This is a genomic window from Rheinheimera riviphila (assembly GCF_004005945.1).
Classification (GTDB): domain Bacteria; phylum Pseudomonadota; class Gammaproteobacteria; order Enterobacterales; family Alteromonadaceae; genus Pararheinheimera; species Pararheinheimera riviphila.
Genome location: NZ_SACS01000001.1, coordinates 170,356 through 185,999 on the forward strand (window position 1 = coordinate 170,356; position 15,644 = coordinate 185,999).

Annotated in this window: 14 protein-coding genes; 2 read left to right on the forward strand and 12 right to left on the reverse strand. The window is 50.5% G+C overall.

From position 1 onward, the window contains the following. The first annotated feature begins 11 nt into the window (after window positions 1-11). Window positions 12-1,115: an anhydro-N-acetylmuramic acid kinase gene (locus EOE67_RS00725; protein ID WP_127697147.1), complete on the forward strand. Its 1,104-nt coding sequence runs from the start codon at window positions 12-14 to the stop codon at window positions 1,113-1,115. 56 nt (window positions 1,116-1,171) lie between these two features. On the opposite strand, the gene EOE67_RS00730 is transcribed toward EOE67_RS00725, so the two are convergent. From EOE67_RS00730 to EOE67_RS00750, 5 genes are read right to left on the reverse strand one after another with little or no spacing between them, the layout of a single operon-like run. Beyond that, window positions 1,172-1,762, reverse strand: coding sequence for a PqiC family protein (locus EOE67_RS00730; protein ID WP_127697148.1), 591 nt, complete (start codon window positions 1,760-1,762; stop codon window positions 1,172-1,174). Then, entirely contained in the window at window positions 1,759-3,531 is a 1,773-nt protein-coding gene (gene pqiB, locus EOE67_RS00735; RefSeq protein ID WP_127697149.1) for an intermembrane transport protein PqiB, read from the reverse strand. Before pqiB ends, EOE67_RS00730 begins: the two co-directional genes overlap by 4 nt. Beyond that, window positions 3,528-4,820, reverse strand: coding sequence for a PqiA/YebS family transporter subunit (locus tag EOE67_RS00740; RefSeq protein WP_127697150.1), 1,293 nt, complete (start codon window positions 4,818-4,820; stop codon window positions 3,528-3,530). The genes pqiB and EOE67_RS00740 overlap by 4 nt, the downstream gene beginning before the upstream one ends. Window positions 4,821-4,849: 29 nt before the next feature. Then, entirely contained in the window at window positions 4,850-5,188 is a 339-nt protein-coding gene (glnB, locus tag EOE67_RS00745; protein ID WP_068067355.1) for a nitrogen regulatory protein P-II, read from the reverse strand. A gap of 8 nt (window positions 5,189-5,196) precedes the next feature. Further along, window positions 5,197-6,819 carry an NAD+ synthase gene (locus tag EOE67_RS00750; RefSeq protein WP_127697151.1) on the reverse strand — a complete coding sequence of 541 codons (1,623 nt, stop codon included), beginning with the start codon at window positions 6,817-6,819 and terminating at the stop codon, window positions 5,197-5,199. A 290-nt stretch (window positions 6,820-7,109) separates the two neighbouring features. Between EOE67_RS00750 and EOE67_RS00755 the strand changes: the two genes are divergently transcribed. Next, the gene (locus EOE67_RS00755) at window positions 7,110-7,697 is read left to right on the forward strand and encodes a GspH/FimT family pseudopilin (RefSeq protein ID WP_127697152.1); all 588 of its coding nucleotides are present in this window, start codon (window positions 7,110-7,112) and stop codon (window positions 7,695-7,697) included. A gap of 92 nt (window positions 7,698-7,789) precedes the next feature. Here the strand turns inward: EOE67_RS00755 and EOE67_RS00760 are convergent, their stop codons facing one another. From EOE67_RS00760 to EOE67_RS00790, 7 genes are all read right to left on the reverse strand, one after another. Next, a complete protein-coding gene (locus tag EOE67_RS00760; protein WP_127697153.1) occupies window positions 7,790-8,188 on the reverse strand; it encodes a type IV pilin protein in 399 nt (132 codons plus the stop codon). Then, window positions 8,188-9,792 (reverse strand): hypothetical protein, encoded by a 1,605-nt coding sequence (locus EOE67_RS00765; RefSeq protein ID WP_127697154.1) that lies wholly within the window; start codon window positions 9,790-9,792, stop codon window positions 8,188-8,190. Before EOE67_RS00765 ends, EOE67_RS00760 begins: the two co-directional genes overlap by 1 nt. After that, window positions 9,789-10,142, reverse strand: coding sequence for a hypothetical protein (locus tag EOE67_RS00770; RefSeq protein ID WP_127697155.1), 354 nt, complete (start codon window positions 10,140-10,142; stop codon window positions 9,789-9,791). The genes EOE67_RS00765 and EOE67_RS00770 overlap by 4 nt, the downstream gene beginning before the upstream one ends. Window positions 10,143-10,158: 16 nt before the next feature. Then, entirely contained in the window at window positions 10,159-11,202 is a 1,044-nt protein-coding gene (locus tag EOE67_RS00775; RefSeq protein WP_127697156.1) for a PilW family protein, read from the reverse strand. Further along, window positions 11,171-11,659: a prepilin-type N-terminal cleavage/methylation domain-containing protein gene (locus tag EOE67_RS00780; protein ID WP_127697157.1), complete on the reverse strand. Its 489-nt coding sequence runs from the start codon at window positions 11,657-11,659 to the stop codon at window positions 11,171-11,173. Before EOE67_RS00780 ends, EOE67_RS00775 begins: the two co-directional genes overlap by 32 nt. A gap of 241 nt (window positions 11,660-11,900) precedes the next feature. Continuing rightward, window positions 11,901-12,320 carry a type IV pilin protein gene (locus EOE67_RS00785; RefSeq protein WP_127697158.1) on the reverse strand — a complete coding sequence of 140 codons (420 nt, stop codon included), beginning with the start codon at window positions 12,318-12,320 and terminating at the stop codon, window positions 11,901-11,903. 11 nt (window positions 12,321-12,331) lie between these two features. Continuing rightward, window positions 12,332-15,631 carry a pilus assembly protein gene (locus tag EOE67_RS00790; protein ID WP_164852178.1) on the reverse strand — a complete coding sequence of 1,100 codons (3,300 nt, stop codon included), beginning with the start codon at window positions 15,629-15,631 and terminating at the stop codon, window positions 12,332-12,334. Window positions 15,632-15,644: the final 13 nt, after the last annotated feature.

Genomic DNA, 15,644 nt, shown 5'->3' on the forward strand with positions numbered 1-15,644 from the left:
CTTCCAATCTGATGAACAACGACCAGCTTTATATCGGGATCATGTCAGGCACCAGCCTAGATGGGATTGATGTGGTGCTGGTCGATTTTGCTGATAGCGCTCCCAAACTTTTAAACGCCCTATTACTGCCCTACCCTGCAACCTTACGCGCCGAACTTGCGACCATCAGCCAGCCTGGTGCCAATGAAATCGAACGGCTAGGTATCATCGAAGCCGATTTAGCCGATTGTTACGCCGCTGCCGTATCGCAGTTGCTGCAACAAAGCGGTGTTCAGGCAAGCCAGATTGAAGCCATTGGTTGTCACGGCCAGACCATCCGCCATCGTCCTAACGCCCGCCAGCCTTTTAGTTACCAAATTGGTGATATGCACCGGCTTGCTGCATTAACCGGTATTCGGGTGATTGGTGATTTTCGACGAAAAGACATTGCCTTTGGTGGCCAGGGTGCGCCGTTAGTACCGGCTTTTCATCAGGCGATCTTTGCTGATCCTGGTAAAGGCCGCTGTATTTTGAATATCGGCGGTATCGCCAACTTAACGTTATTGCTGCCGCATCAACCGCTGCTTGGTTTTGATACCGGCCCCGGTAACTGCTTGCTCGATAACTGGGTGGAATTACACCGGCAACAACCTTATGACGCGGCTGGCGCTTTTGCTGCCAGTGGCCAGTTGTTACCGGATTTATTGCTGCAGTTGTTGTCTGATCCTTATTTTGCCCAAACCGGCCCCAAAAGTACCGGCCGCGAATACTTTCAACTGAATTGGCTCAACCAGCATTTGGCGGGTCGCAATGACGCAGCAGCCGATGTGCAGCGCACCTTAAGCCGGTTTAGCGCTGGGACTATGGCGTTGGCAATTAGTCAGTATCCGGTTGCTGATATTTTTGTCTGCGGCGGCGGCGCTTTTAACCCGGTACTGCTGGCAGATTTACAGTCGTTATTGCCGCAGTGTTATATCGGCACCACGGCCGAGCTGGGTGTGGCACCTGATTGGGTCGAAGCGATGGCATTTGCCTGGCTGGCTTATGCCTATGATATGCGCATTCCGGGCAATGTACCGGCAGTGACCGGCGCCCGGAAGGCGGTGGTATTGGGGCTGGAATTTTTGCCCTGCTAATTGTTGCACTGCTTGATGTTGCTGGTTTGAACTAAAACCAGCAACGCAGCACAAATTTACTCGCCAGCTTTCACCTTCAACACATCCGGCTTAAACAGCAGACTGATCTCAGCCACCACTTGTTGCCAGCCTTCTCCCAAAGTCGCCACCATCGCCGGATAGCCATCTTCCGGTTGGGCTAACTCCAGTGCAAACCGTTGTTGGATGGTGTGTTCGCCATTGACCAGACTGTACTTGCCGCTGACCAGCACCCGGCCTTGTTCAGTGCCATGAAACTGTTCCACTTGCACCAACAACCGTTGTTGTGGTCCTTGTGGCGCGCGGTCGGTGACGCGATGACCCGGCAGTGCCGCCGCTAGCTGCTGTTGCAATAATCGCGTCAGCTGTTGATCTAAAGCTTCTGCCCATTGATGCTGACTGGTTTTCACCAGTTGCACGTCGGAGGTTTGTAAAATCAGCGCATTAGTGTTGAGGTAATTCGCCACCATCACCGGCTCGACCACAATCACCGCTGCGTCCATCGAGGCGGACGCTGCGGTATTCGCCTGTTGTGGCAACTGATAAAAATTCAGCTCCTGCACCGAGCTACAACCGCTTGATACCGCAAGCCCCACCGCCATCATCAGGCTAGCAACAGTCCGCTTCATGGTTTCACTCCTTGTTTTGGCTCTGGATCGGTTTTTGGATCAGCGCCTAAAATGAGCGCGTTACTTTGCTGATTCAGCGTCTGCACCACAGGTTGCAAATCGCGCAGTACTTTGTCCATCGCTTGTAAGTTGCTGTTAATACGCTCATACACCGGCGAACCAGCGCTAAAGCCATTTAAAGTTTTACGCATTTCCAGCAAACTTTGTTGCACCTCTGCTGGCAGCGCCTGGGTGGAATCTTTGCCGACCAGCGCATCTAAGCTTTTCACCAATTGCTGACTTTCCAGCATCAGTTGCCTGGTTTCATTTAACGTGGCCGAACTGTCCGCCAGCACTTGCTCGACTGGCAGATTGTTGATTTTATCCAGCGCCTGCAGCACTTTTTGCTCGATATGACCCAGACCAGAGCGCGCGGTTGGCAGAATTTTATAACCGGCGAACTGGTCCAATTCCGGTATAGCCAGCGGTGTTGCCTGCACATTGTCCACAGCAGCGACAGCTACTTTATCAGGTACTGCATCAGGTACTGCATCAAGCACGGCTGTAGTATCGGCTGCGGCTGCGACAGCCACTTCAACCGTCTCCAACGGCGGCGCATCTTCAATAATATTCAGATCGATATACAAACCACCGGTCAGCAAATTGCCGGTTTTCAAGACCGCGCGCAGACCTTGTTGTACCGCCTGATCCAGCTCAGTTTGCAGTTGCGGTAAAGTCAGATTGTCGTATAGCCGACCGGCTTCGATCCGGATCAACACCGGAATGCCGCGGTTAAAGGCAATTTGCAGCGGGTTTTTCATATTAAAAAAGTACGGCACTGTCATCACGGTACCAATGCGCACGCCACGGTATTCCACCGGCGCACCGGACGTCAGGCCACGCACGGATTCGTCGAAAAACAGCAGATATTCCAGGTATTCGTTGTACAGACCATCCTGAATGCTCTTTTTGTTTTGAAACAGCTGAAACTTGCTGTTATTGGCTGCCGGCGCGCCGAGTGGCCAGCCATCAAGCACGTCAAAAGTCACGCCGCCGCTTAATAGCGTGGCAATCGAACCCATTTCAATCCGTACCCCTTCGGCCGACATATCCAGCGCCATACCGCTGCTTTGCCAGAACCGGACATTTTCGGTCACCAGCGCATCATAAGGCGCGCGGATAAACAGCTGATAGCGCATGGAGCGACCGGCGGTATCAAATTCACCCAGTTCCACCGTCCCCACGTCGTAACCCCGGTACAACACCGGATCACCGACTGACAATGACGTCGCATCGCCACTGGTTAAAAACACCCGCACGCCCGGTGCATCCGGCGGCGCGATTGGCGGACTGTCTAAAAGTTCGTAGTAAAATTTATCGGTACTGCCTTTGCCTGGTTGCAGTTCAATATAAGCACCTGATAACAATGTATTTAATCCGGTCACGCCACCGCGACCAACGCTTGGTTTGACCACCCATAACTGCGATTCATCGTTTAACAATGCATCACTGCCCGGATTCATCCGCGCTTTGATCACCACTTGTTTTAAATCCTGCGACAACTCCACCGAAAACACTTTGCCGACATCCACACTGCGGCTTTTGATGGCGGTTTTGCCGGGAATAATACCTTCAGCGTTACTGGCTAATAAGGTCAGCGTTGGTCCTTGATTTTTATAGGTATACACCAGCATCCAGGCGCCAATCAGCACCGCCACCACCGGCACTATCCAGATGGGTGACCACTGGGTTATTTTCCGTACCCTGGCTTTTACCGCTTGTTCAGTCACTGCCTTGTCTCCAGTTGTTCAGTCGGACTTGGATCCCACAATAAGCGGGGATCAAAACTCATCGCCGCCAGCATGGTGATAATCACCACACAAGCAAATACAAAGGTACCCATGCCGGGATAAACCCCCACCAGCGCATCAAACCGCACCAAGGCGGCTAAAATCGCCACCACCAGCACGTCGACCATTGACCAGCGGCCAATCCAGTCGACCACCGGATATACCCAGGTGCCATGCTGGCTACGCTCACTCTGCGGTAAAGTGGTTAAATAACAAAGCCAAAACATCACAGCGATTTTCAGCACCGGGATCACCACGCTGGCCAATAACACCACAATCGCCACCGGATAAGCGCCGTCTTGCCACATCAAAATAATGCCACTGATAATGGTCGATTCGATGCTATCGCCGAGCGACACCGTTTCCATCATCGGCAAAAAATTGGCCGGGATATACAAAATGGTGGCGGTAAACAATAACGCCAGCGTTTTTTGGATACTGTCGGGAATACGTTGCCGCACCTTAGTGCCGCAGCGCGAGCAAGTTGGCTGCTCCAGCGGCACCAACGCAGTACAGCAGTTACACACCTTCAGATGCTGGCTTAAACCGGTCTCACCGGCGATTTTCCCTTGCACCGGCTGCGGCGCTGGGGCGATGCGCGACCATAATTCATGCCGATCCACCACCTGAAAAGTACGCAGGTGCAACAAACAAAAAATACAAAAGGCCCAGAAACTCATGCCAAGCGAGATTTCAAAATGGGTGAGTAACTTCACAAAACTGACAATCAGGCCAATCAGGAAAATATCGACCATGCTCCAGGGTTTTAACGCATACAACAATCGGGCGGTCTGCACCAACGCTGGCAAACGGATGTACATGCCAAGCTTTAAGTAAACGATGGCAATCATACAAAAGGCCGGAATGGCCTGAATAAACAACCACACCAGAATGGCGAGCCAAGGATAATTTTCGCTGAGCAGCACCGCCGAGGTATCGAGGAAATCCATATCGCGATGGCTGCCGGCAGCATCCATCCCAACAAAGGGGAATAAGTTGGTCAGCACCAACATAAATAACGCGCTGATGGCATACAAAATTGGCCGAATCGCTGATTCGCGCTGCCGTGCATCCAGCTCGTGACCACAACGCTGGCAATCCGCTTCTTCGCCATCTTGTAGCGCAGGCAGTTGTTGCAGCAAATCGCAATAACGGCACAACACCAGCTCGCTGGCTGGTGTTGGTATTGTTGCCAGTGGAGGCTGGTCTAAGGACGTCTGAGTCGACATCACTTAAGCTCAGATAGGCTCAGATAGGCTCAGATCGCCTCTTCGTCTTCTTCGCCGGTACGAATGCGGATCACGCGCTCGACGTCAAAGACAAAAATTTTGCCATCGCCAATGCGGCCGGTCTGCGCAGTTTTCATGATGGCTTCCACACAACGATCCACCTGATCGTCGGAAACCACGATATCCAGCTTCACTTTGGGCAGGAAATCGACCATATACTCGGCGCCCCGGTACAGTTCGGTATGACCTTTTTGCCGGCCAAAACCTTTGACTTCAGTGACCGTCATGCCGGTGACATTGATATCAGCCAGTGCTTCGCGCACATCGTCGAGTTTAAAAGGTTTGATAATAGCTTCGATCTTTTTCATAAGCTGCTCTACCGCTGTTTGCGCATGGCCGAGGTGATCGGGTAGCGTCTGTCTTTACCAAAGTTACGGCTGGTGATTTTTGGTCCCACCGCCGACTGACGTCGTTTATATTCATTTAAATCAATCAGGTTTAATACCCGGCGCACTGTTGCTTCAGCATAGCCCATCGCGACTATCTCAGACAGCGATTTATCCTGCCCGACATAAGCTTCAATCATCGCATCTAAATCGTCATAAGGCGGTAAATTGTCCTGATCGGTCTGACCTGGCGCTAATTCTGCTGAAGGCGGCCGGTCAATCACTCGCTGTGGGATTACCGGAGAAATGGTATTGCGATAGGCTGCCAGCCGGAATACCAGTGTTTTCGGCACATCCTTAATCACCGCAAAACCACCACACATGTCTCCATATAAGGTGCAATAACCAACTGCAACTTCGCTTTTATTACCGGTAGTCAGTAACATGCGGCCGGTTTTATTCGACAGTGCCATCAATAACACACCACGCAAGCGGGCCTGCAGGTTTTCTTCGGTGGTATCGACCGGCTTACCAGCAAAAATCGGCGCCAGCTGCTGCATAAAGCTGTCATACATCGGCTCAATCGACACCACGTCAAATTCGATGCCCATGGTTTTCGCTTGTTCGGTGGCATCTTCCACGCTCATCGAGGAGGTATAGCGAAATGGCAACATCAACGCCTGTACTTTATCTGCGCCAATCGCATCAGCCGCAATCGCCAGCGTTAAGGCAGAATCGATACCGCCGGATAATCCAAGCACTGCGCCCGGAAAGCCGTTTTGTTGAATATAATCACGGGTTGCCATCACCAGAGCCTGATAAACTTCGGCTTCAAAACTTAAAGTTTCCGGCAACTGTAACTGATGGCTGGCACTGCAGATGCCATGTTGTTGGTGCAACTCGGCGCGATATATTTCGCGCGTGAACGACGGCGCTTGCAGCACAATCTTCCCGCTCGGGTCGACCAGCATTGAACTGCCGTCAAACACCAGTTCGTCCTGACCTTGCGCCTGATTCACATAGACAAAACCAAGGGTCAACCGCTCTGCCAGAGTCGTTAATAAATGCTGGCGCTGGGCAATTTTAGCGGTGTCGTATGGGGATGCATTCAGTACCAGCGCCCAGTCGGCGCCAGCAGCTTTGGCCGATGCTGCCGGATGGCCTTGCCAAACGTCTTCACAAATCAACACCGCAAAGCTTTGTTGTTTAAATTCAAAGCTAAAGGTTTCGGTGCCGGCAGTGAAATAACGTTGCTCGTCAAACACGCCGTAATTGGGTAACGATTGTTTAAAATAGCGGCCTAGTAACTTGCCGTTGGCGATCACACTGGCGGCATTATACAGCGCGCCATCTTGACGCCACGGGTGACCCACCACTATCACACCCGGGTAACTGGCGTCGAGGATCGTCGCCAGACCTTGTTCAACCAACTGCATAAAATCATCGCGTAGCAACAAGTCCTCTGGCGGATAACCGGTTAAGGTCAATTCCGGGAAAATCACCAGATCAGTGGCTGCCTGCCCGGCTAATTCAATCACCCGCTGACTGTTTTGCTTTACAGCGCCAACCGGAAATTGTTGTTGCACCAAACTGACAGAAATGGACTGCGACATAAAGCTGCGCTCTTTAAGAAAAATTCCGCGCTATGGTAGCGATTTTCAGCACTATTCTCAAATTGAGTTGTTTTGCGATGCGCGTTTTCTGCAAGCGACTGTGGCCGATGTACAGAGCCGTTTTGCCTGATTAGCGAGTCGTGTAAATTGCACTTAACAAATTTGCTACCTTGAAAATTCCCCACTATGGTTAAAGAGTCACGCTAAATCAGCCACGGCTTTTTGATAGCGACGACTTAAACCAAATCAAGCGCTACAAGGAATGCAGCGTAACAGACAAGGATTTCATCATGCTCTCTTCCTTTGACCATAATACCTTAACCATAAATCAGACATGTCCGCACGACACTGTGTTTGAGAGCGACATTGCGCTGTCTCAACAGCGGCAGGCTGGATTTAGCCTGTTGGAAATATTAATAGTTATTAATTTATTGGGATTGATGCTGGCCATTGGTTGGCCCTCATTACAGGAAATGCTGGCACGGCAACAGGCACAAAGTTATATCCGGCAGTTTCAACAACATCTAAATTTTGCCCGGATTATGGCCATCAGTTCCGGCCGAGTGGTGACATTCTGCCCCTGGCATAATGGAGAGTGTCTGAATCAATGGTGGCAAATTCCAATCCAAATCAATCAGCAACAGCAGCAGAAAAACACCGAACTGAAATTATTGCGGCTGCTGGACCGGCCAACAGATGCACATTGGCTTTATTACAACCGCGAGCAAATTCAGTTCCGACAAGACGGCAGCCTGCAAGCACTACAAAACGGTACTTTTATTTATTGTGCCAAACAATACAGCTGGCATTACACGTTGACGTTAAGTCAGGCGGGCCGTAGTCAAAGTGAATTTGTGCCAACACCTTGTCCGCATTGATGCATGAGGGCAAAGAGCAAACCGCTGATGACTGGCATACCTTCATCAGCGATCTCCCCTTAATACTTCAGCTCACATTACTACAGCCAATATTACTGCTGCCAGCAATCAGGCACTGGCGAACTTTCCTTGGTGCCGTACTGATCAAGTTTAAACTGCGCGCAATCCGTGTCAGCCAGCTGTGGTCCCGCCGCGTCAGCAATCAGCCGGTAACCGTCTGCTGTCAGTTCCGCTGAAATGACAAAACGTCCGGATTCGATCAAATAACTGGCGGTCGGGTAACCAAGCTCAGTCAGATCAGCGGTATAACGCGCCTGTTCCGCGAACAACAGTTGTTGCAGGCTGGCAAGTTTGAGCAGCTCAGCACTTGCTTCCAGCCGGTAGCTGTTCAGCACATATTGTTGATAACCAGGCAGGACAATCGATAGCAGCAGTCCGATGATTGCAATCACCACCATGATTTCAATCAATACAAAACCTGCGCCACGCATCAATACACCTCGGTTTCATGCTGATAAATCGCCATCCGCTGCCACCTTGGGTACTGACTTTCATGCAAAGCTTCGGTACAAAAGCGGCAATCAGCCCGGATGCCGCGGATCTGTGGCAATAACAGGGTTCCTTGCTGCCGATCCTGGAGTGCTAATTCACCGCTGCTACGCCTTAAAACACCCGGCGTGCCAAAAGGCGTTGGTATCGCGGCCAGTTGTTCAGCTGAATAGACTTGCGTTCCCTGAAATAAGTGTCTGGCAATCAGCTGTGTCGCTTGCCTGGCACCGGTACAGGTTTCACTGCTGGCTGCAACCGGCAAATAAAGCACTCCGGCAAACACCTGCGGTAGCGACACCGGCGCTGCCGGTAAGTTGCCATACCAGCCTGCGGTGATGGCCGGTGTTGCAGTGACCACAGTTGACACGCCAGAGTCAGCAAACTGCAAATCACGCTGCGTTAAATGATGCGGCTGGATGGTAAAAGCCGGTGAGTCCGGAATAGTCAGCACCCAAAGCTGTGATTCCTCTTTTTTGGTGGAGAGCAGCATCACCACATCCGCAGGTTTACCTGACGGGCCAGCAGCCTGGTCGATACCGGCTATTTGCTCATCGCTCGCAGCTGGCACCACATCATCGTCAGCCAGTTGCTGATCATCGGGTAATAGGGCACGACTTGCGACCAACTGCACCTTAAATTCTGCCGCGGTATCCGATAAATCAGCCACCACCCGGCTCTGGAACTGCAACTGCGGATTGACATCGACCTGCACCAAACGGCCCTGGCGGTCGACCAGATACATCCGATCGATATAACCATCTGTATTGCGATCCAACACCGCTGGCGCAGCCATTAAATCCTGCAACACAAAGGGAAGTTCAACAGTTTTAACGGCGCGCTGATACTGCTGCGTCGCAAGCTGGGCACCGGAAGCGGCATCAACCAGCCAAAATGCCGGTTGCACTGCATCGGCACCGGACACCATTAATACCGCAGAAGTTGAGCCGGTTGCCGTTTTCAATAGCGCCGCAACCGGCGTTTGCACCGAACCTGCGACCGGCGCTTGCCACTGCCACAACGCTTTCGGCTCGGCCGGGTTGGTTAAATCAACGGCCGAATAGCGTTGCAACGAAGGTTCCGGCCACACCAGCGTCAGCTTTTTTGGTGCGGCAGGCACTGAAGGTGCTGTAATCACCGCCAGCTGATCCGATAGCTGCTCTGAAGCTGTGGCAACTACCTCACCATCCGACCAAATCAGCTGGGGGGAGGTCGTAGCGGACCACCAACGCAGCACCCCAGCTTCGTTACTAAACCGCAATGATTGGGGTGCAGCACTGCCATCTGCCCAAGCCACCACAGGGCCATCGGGACGCGGATGTTGGCAAAATGCCGCTTTTTCACCAAGCAATATAGCCAGCTCGTCGACCGGCAACTGTTGGTACTGCCCCGCAACATTCAGACGCCAGGCAGTTGCCGACGCTACAACACTGGCTGGTGCTGCCGCAGCAGGTTCCGCGACCGCTTCGCCAGTGTTGAAGCAGATGAAGGTCACCAAACAAATTTTCAGCCATCGACCTCGTAGCAGTAAACAAAGATACCGGTTCATAACGCCTCCTGTGGTAGCTGCAGCTCGGTGGTCAGTACCAGGCTGCTCCAGGCTGTCAGCTGTTCGTGTTGGTTGCTTTGCTCCACCCAGCGACAACGGGTGGCGGGCTCAGACCAGACGGCAAGTTCAGCCGGACACATGACCAGCTCACCAGATCCGGTGATCTGCGGATAGGCACTGGTCTGCTGCAGATGCAGAGCTTTTGCGAGTTTCAGCTGTTGCAACTGTTGCTGCCCGGCGATCCCGATTTTTTGACTGAGAAGCCCAATCAATAACGCGCTGAGCGCCATTGAACTGACCATTGCGATAAAACACAAACACAGGATCAGGACAAATCCATCTGATTTCATCACTCACTCCTTTGAGTTAAAGGTTGTTAAAAGTGACAGCACTGGACACCAACAACCGGCGATAGTGATCGCCTGGAGCCTTGTACCGTCGTTGTCCCAACTGATACTGCTGAACATTGGTATAGGTTAGATCTGCGGTAAGACTGCGTAGCAGTACATAAAACCGCAGCTGGATGACTTTGCCACTTTGGCCAAGCCAGACAGTATCCGGGATCTGTGCCGCCGGTTTGCTGTAGTCCATCTGGCCATCAAAGTTACTGTCGACACCCAATTCAAAATGTAACATTTCCACGCCATCAATCACGGCGCTGGTATCCATCGCCAACTGCCCGGATAACTGCCGTACCAGCCGTTTGCGCATCAGCACCGGGATGTTCTTACCTTCGTGTTTTTGCAGTGCGACATACCAGAGTTGATGCACATAAGGCCAATAGGTTGCCGCCGCATAAAGCTCTGGGCTATGCACGGCGACAAAGCTTGCATATCTCTGATATTGCTGTAAATAAATCCGGTTGGTTTTCAGCTCAGCTTTGCGTGCCGGTGCTCCGGCCAGGCGCTTTAATTGCAGAAAATCCGACCCTTTGCGGGCAACGGTCAGGCATCCGGGTGTACTGCTATCACCCACAGTCCCGCTGTAAATGCCGACAAAACCGTGCTGCAATTTTGGAAAACTACCGCTATCAATCGGGCCTGCGCAGTCGGCAGTTGGGGTTGCTAAAGAAGTTGGTGGTAATTGGCTAAGCTGGAAGCCAGCCCAGAAGTTCTGATTCACCAGCTCCTGCTGCATAAAACTCAGCACAAACTGGGCACTTTGCTGCAATTCACTGAGTTGGGTGGTCTGGATAAAAGCCCGGTAATTCCATTGCCAGCCAGCTATCAACATTAAGGTACAAAGCAGACCCAACGCCATGCTGATCATTGCTTCAATCAAGGTCCAGCCGTTGCGGCCAACGCGGACTGCGCGGCGAGTCTCAACAGTGCAGCAAGTCTCAACAGTGCAAATAGTGCGGGCATAGATCGGTTGCATATCAGACGCCCCCGCCTGCACGTAATGCGACATGGGAAAAACCGGCAGGGAGTGGACACAAGGTTGATTTAGCCGGGAATTTACTAGCCGTTACCCCGCGCCAGCTTAATTGAATTTCTGGCTGGTCGGCGCCTGCCACAATACAAAGCTGTGCCGAAGGTAAGCTGGATGCAGAATCAGACAGTAACACTGACAGTTGTTGCTGAACTTGGGCTTGCAACAACTGCTGAGCATCACATTGCGCGACGTCCTGGCACAATGCCACGCCCACAGGTGCCTGATCAAAGCGGCCATGAAAAGACGAAGCTGCAGCCGGCACCGACTGCAACGAAGCAGCGACATCCATCACCATCGCCGTCGCCAGCAAGCGTTGGGTTGCCAGAAGCACTTGCTGCCTTGCATACACCTGGCTGGCCAGTGCGCCAAGCATGCCCACGCCAAGTAACAACAGGCACAGCAACACTTCAATCAGGGTAAATCCTTTGCTCATTGGTGTATCCTTGCACCAATCAATAGATTATTAAATTTAATTATTAATTTACATTTATCAAACAAATAATGATAAATATTTTAATTTGATGAGAAAACATCAGCTTAGTACGGAGCTGTGTATCGCAGATGTTTGAACTGGCGCTCAAAAAAAATGCCAGTCACTTTGAATGACTGGCATTGCATTACGAATTTATCAACAGAATATCACTGGATGCAATCCGTGTATTCGTCAGCTGATTTTACCAGCACTCCCGTACTTTCGCCGCTGTACCAGACCCCGCAGCAGTGCGGGCTCCAGCGTGATCCAAGGTTAAAATACCACAGCTGGTGTCCTTCGCCTGTACGCCAATCGGCGTCGCAGTCAAAGTAAAGGTTTGCGCCGTTGCAACCAGACTTAAGGTATAAAAATCCGCTAAATCATTGCGGCAGCTACTTGGTGGCAACACAGTCGCTACCCCGGCATTTTTGCTGTAATCCATGCTGGTGGTGTAAACCCGCTCCATAAACTGCGCCAGTTCAACTACACAGGATGTCGCTGTTGTACGCCTGGTATTTAACATATGGCTGTTATACGACGGCAGCGCCACGGCAACAATAATCCCTATAATCGTCACGGCGACCATCAGCTCCATCAGACTAAAACCACGTTGTTGTCGCATCTGAAACTCCATTAGTTACTGATCTCGTGCCAGGATTGCAGGCCAGTGTTCTTTTTAACGTTAGCCGGCTCTTCACAGACGTTCGCATTTTCACAGTTGACTAAGGCCATCACCTTGTCACCTTTTTTGGTGAAGGTCACCACGCTGTTCATACTACCGACTTTAATCCCACTGACATGGACCTTTTCAGGACCAAATGTGACTTTATCCTTCTCAGTAAACTCATTGTCATCATCCGGGTCGAAAAAAGGTACATCACCAATATTATGAATTCGTCCACCCACATAAGGCGACACCGCCATCACATAACCAGAACCGGTTGGGTTACAGACGTTGGTATCAGGGATCATAGTGTTCATCACCAAATCACCACCAATCACCACTGGTAAATCCACAATTCGTTCCCGGGCGTCAATTAAATCCATATACCAGCCTTTTTTCGCTGGATCCAAGGTATTGGCAGCCGTCACCACCCGGTCGTCCCCCACTTTCGTCATGGTACGTTGCACCAATTCCGAACGAGAGCTCACCGTTGGTCCATCAATAATGCCATACCAGGTTTGAGTTTGGGTGTTGCTTGGGTCGTCCTGGTTTAAGTACTGACCAGTGCCAAAAAATACCCAGCTTTTGCCGGTTTTCGGGTCGATACTGCTCATCACACCACCAGTAATTTTCTGGCGGTTACCGCTGGAATCCTTGGCCTGAAATAACGGTTGACTTGAATTGGCAATAGTCCAGCTACTGCTCGAAGCCGCTGACAAATCAAATTTCCAGATATTGCCGTGTAAATCACCGCCGTACACCCAATCCACGCTACCGTCTGAATCGATATCCAGTACGTTGACTTCAGCAATACCATTCGGGTCTACGGCAGTACCGGCTGAGGTTGGTAGTTTTTTCAGGATATTGCCGGTTTTAACATCGATCACCAGCAATCCTGAGACGTGGGTACTATTGTTGAGGCCATAACCCACCAGAATCGCCCAGTCACCGGATTCCATCCGGTGAATCTGTGGTTTACCTAAATAAACCCCCATCTCGGCAAAAGATTTGTCCCACAATACTTTACTGCTATCGATTGCGGTTGGTTTGGTAACATCAGTCACATCAATCGCAAACAAGCTATTGCCACCTCGCCCCATACTGCCGATCAAAATACTTTTCCAGCTGCCATCAATATGCACATCCGCCACAGCCGGTGAGCCATCCACTGAAAAACGATGGTTATAGGTGGGTTCTGAATACTTTTTCAATAAGTTGTGAGGTCCACCGCTGACTGGTGCCAGTAAGCTTGATGGAATATAAGCAAACTCTTCAACACCGGTTTCTGAATTAAACCCATGCAGCATACCGTCATTACCACCGACATAAATCATTGGCGCTCTTGCCTTAGCTGGACCATCAAGGAAAGCCCGATAACTAGAAGCTCCTGGCCAACTGTAACGATGGTAACTCATATCTATAGGTGCACCGACCAGCTCAGGAGATGAATTGACCAAATCTCCGATTGGCGAAACGCGGTCACGATAGACACCACCTTTAGTCTGCTCCTTAGAAATATCGCCACGCAGGTAATCAATAATCTCCGATTTATTGTCAAACGTTGCTTGCTCCGCAGCAGTTAAAGAAGCCCAGGTAAAATTACGCGCACTGCCTGAACTACTGCCTACAAAAATCTTCCGACTGCCCGGGCTTGGCAGTTGTTCACTGGCTTTCCAAACTGGCGTATTGATATCAGTAACAGCATAAGACCATAAATCACCACCCCATTTCCCTGCTACATAACGAGCCTGATACAAATTTGATTCAGTCTGTAGTGAGTTAATGGCGGTTGCCGCAATATTCGAAGCCGAACCAACACGCTCCTGAATAGTATTTAAGGTATCGGCAAGACCTTCAGCAAATACTGTAGGGTCATCTGCACTAAAAAAGCCGCCACGGCTATTCACACCAGCATGCAACAGATCGTTAATTTTATTTTCATCACTGGTGCCACTCCACCAATTAATAGCCGTCTTTTTGCCAATCGCTTCAAACGCCGTTTTACTATCAATATTTCCTGTAACCCCAAGACCTACACCAAAAGTCACCATATGCTGCCAAAACGCAGGATTTCCATCTTCCGAAGAAGGCACTGTGTTATCTAAATCCGACCTCAAGTCAGTTTTCCAGTATTTCATCGCCACATCAGCCAAAGTACTGCCCTTGCCATCTTTAAACGGGTTGGCAGCGATATAAGTAAAAGATGCGCCTTTGGGGCCGGTAATTAAAGTTCCATTAGTTCCGTCTTGATCGCCAACAGACGACGTATCACCGTAGTAGCCATCGGTCATCAGAATGGTGAAATTTTGCCGACATTCAAGCAGCGCTGATGCAGAAGATGACGGATCCGTTCGCCACGGTACATCTGTTGTAAAATAAGTGCCTGCTTGGTTCAAAGCACCAAGCAATGGCGTACTACCACTACCACCTTTGCCATGCAGCCAACTGAAAAATCCGGTCTTATGTGATGCGTTAAAAGCAGCAACGCCCGATTTTACAACCGGCGACAAGTTAATCGCGCCATAACCAAGCCGAATTGAATCAGTCTGGGAATTAAATGCCCGTGCTATACCAGCCTTAGAGGCCATAAGACGTGTTCGGTAAAACGAAAACCAGATTGCGAAATTCACTTGTTGAAACGAACTTTGGGTCGACATCGGTACCAGGTCATAACAACTATCATCGTAAGCTGTACAGCTGCTGCCGTTGTTAAATTTAAAATAAAACGCATCACCAGCGCTGTAACTTGCACTACTGTTGCTAATTGCATAATGCTTGTCTCCTGGTTCAAAATATCTAAATAAAGCTCGGTAACCTGTACTCAAGTCTATTGTCGCCGCACTAGCACTTGTATTATATCCGTTAATTTTCACCGACTTGTAAGTAGGTGTCGGATACGTGCCAGTTGGAGCAGGTGGAACCAAATAAGTAGTTGCGGGATTATAATAAACTTTATTCAGTTTGCTCGAAGCCATAAACCTGACACCGGTAGGGAGACACTTTATAAAGGTTAACTCGTCATAGACAACAGTCGTGGGGCTAGGACTTTTGCATGTTCCCGGAACCTTATACAATCCATCGGGCATGGTATTTAAGTTCATTGATCCAGAGTCATCCAGAACAAACATAATATTCGGCGGAACCGCGGTTCCGGTCTCCAGCGGCACGGTTGAAATATCAATCGCCGCTTCGGCGGTACAAGCACCAAAGGCCATGCTGAGTAACAACCAACTAGATGAGCGGGTTTTGTTCGTTTTCTGAAGCGACATATTCATTCTCCTG

Bases quoted from the DNA above. Each gene is read 5' to 3' on its own strand.
- EOE67_RS00740 (WP_127697150.1), bottom strand. From the start codon at position 4,820: ATGTCGACTCAGACGTCCTTAGACCAGCCTCCACTGGCAACAATACCA.
- glnB (WP_068067355.1), bottom strand. From the start codon at position 5,188: ATGAAAAAGATCGAAGCTATTATCAAACCTTTTAAACTCGACGATGTG.
- EOE67_RS00750 (WP_127697151.1), bottom strand. From the start codon at position 6,819: ATGTCGCAGTCCATTTCTGTCAGTTTGGTGCAACAACAATTTCCGGTT.
- EOE67_RS00760 (WP_127697153.1), bottom strand. From the start codon at position 8,188: ATGCGTGGCGCAGGTTTTGTATTGATTGAAATCATGGTGGTGATTGCA.
- EOE67_RS00775 (WP_127697156.1), bottom strand. From the start codon at position 11,202: ATGTCGCATTACGTGCAGGCGGGGGCGTCTGATATGCAACCGATCTAT.
- EOE67_RS00780 (WP_127697157.1), bottom strand. From the start codon at position 11,659: ATGAGCAAAGGATTTACCCTGATTGAAGTGTTGCTGTGCCTGTTGTTA.
- EOE67_RS00790 (WP_164852178.1), bottom strand. From the start codon at position 15,631: ATGTCGCTTCAGAAAACGAACAAAACCCGCTCATCTAGTTGGTTGTTA.
- EOE67_RS00725 (WP_127697147.1), top strand. From the start codon at position 12: ATGAACAACGACCAGCTTTATATCGGGATCATGTCAGGCACCAGCCTA.
- EOE67_RS00770 (WP_127697155.1), bottom strand. From the start codon at position 10,142: ATGAAATCAGATGGATTTGTCCTGATCCTGTGTTTGTGTTTTATCGCA.
- EOE67_RS00785 (WP_127697158.1), bottom strand. From the start codon at position 12,320: ATGCGACAACAACGTGGTTTTAGTCTGATGGAGCTGATGGTCGCCGTG.
- EOE67_RS00730 (WP_127697148.1), bottom strand. From the start codon at position 1,762: ATGAAGCGGACTGTTGCTAGCCTGATGATGGCGGTGGGGCTTGCGGTA.
- EOE67_RS00755 (WP_127697152.1), top strand. From the start codon at position 7,110: ATGCTCTCTTCCTTTGACCATAATACCTTAACCATAAATCAGACATGT.
- EOE67_RS00765 (WP_127697154.1), bottom strand. From the start codon at position 9,792: ATGAACCGGTATCTTTGTTTACTGCTACGAGGTCGATGGCTGAAAATT.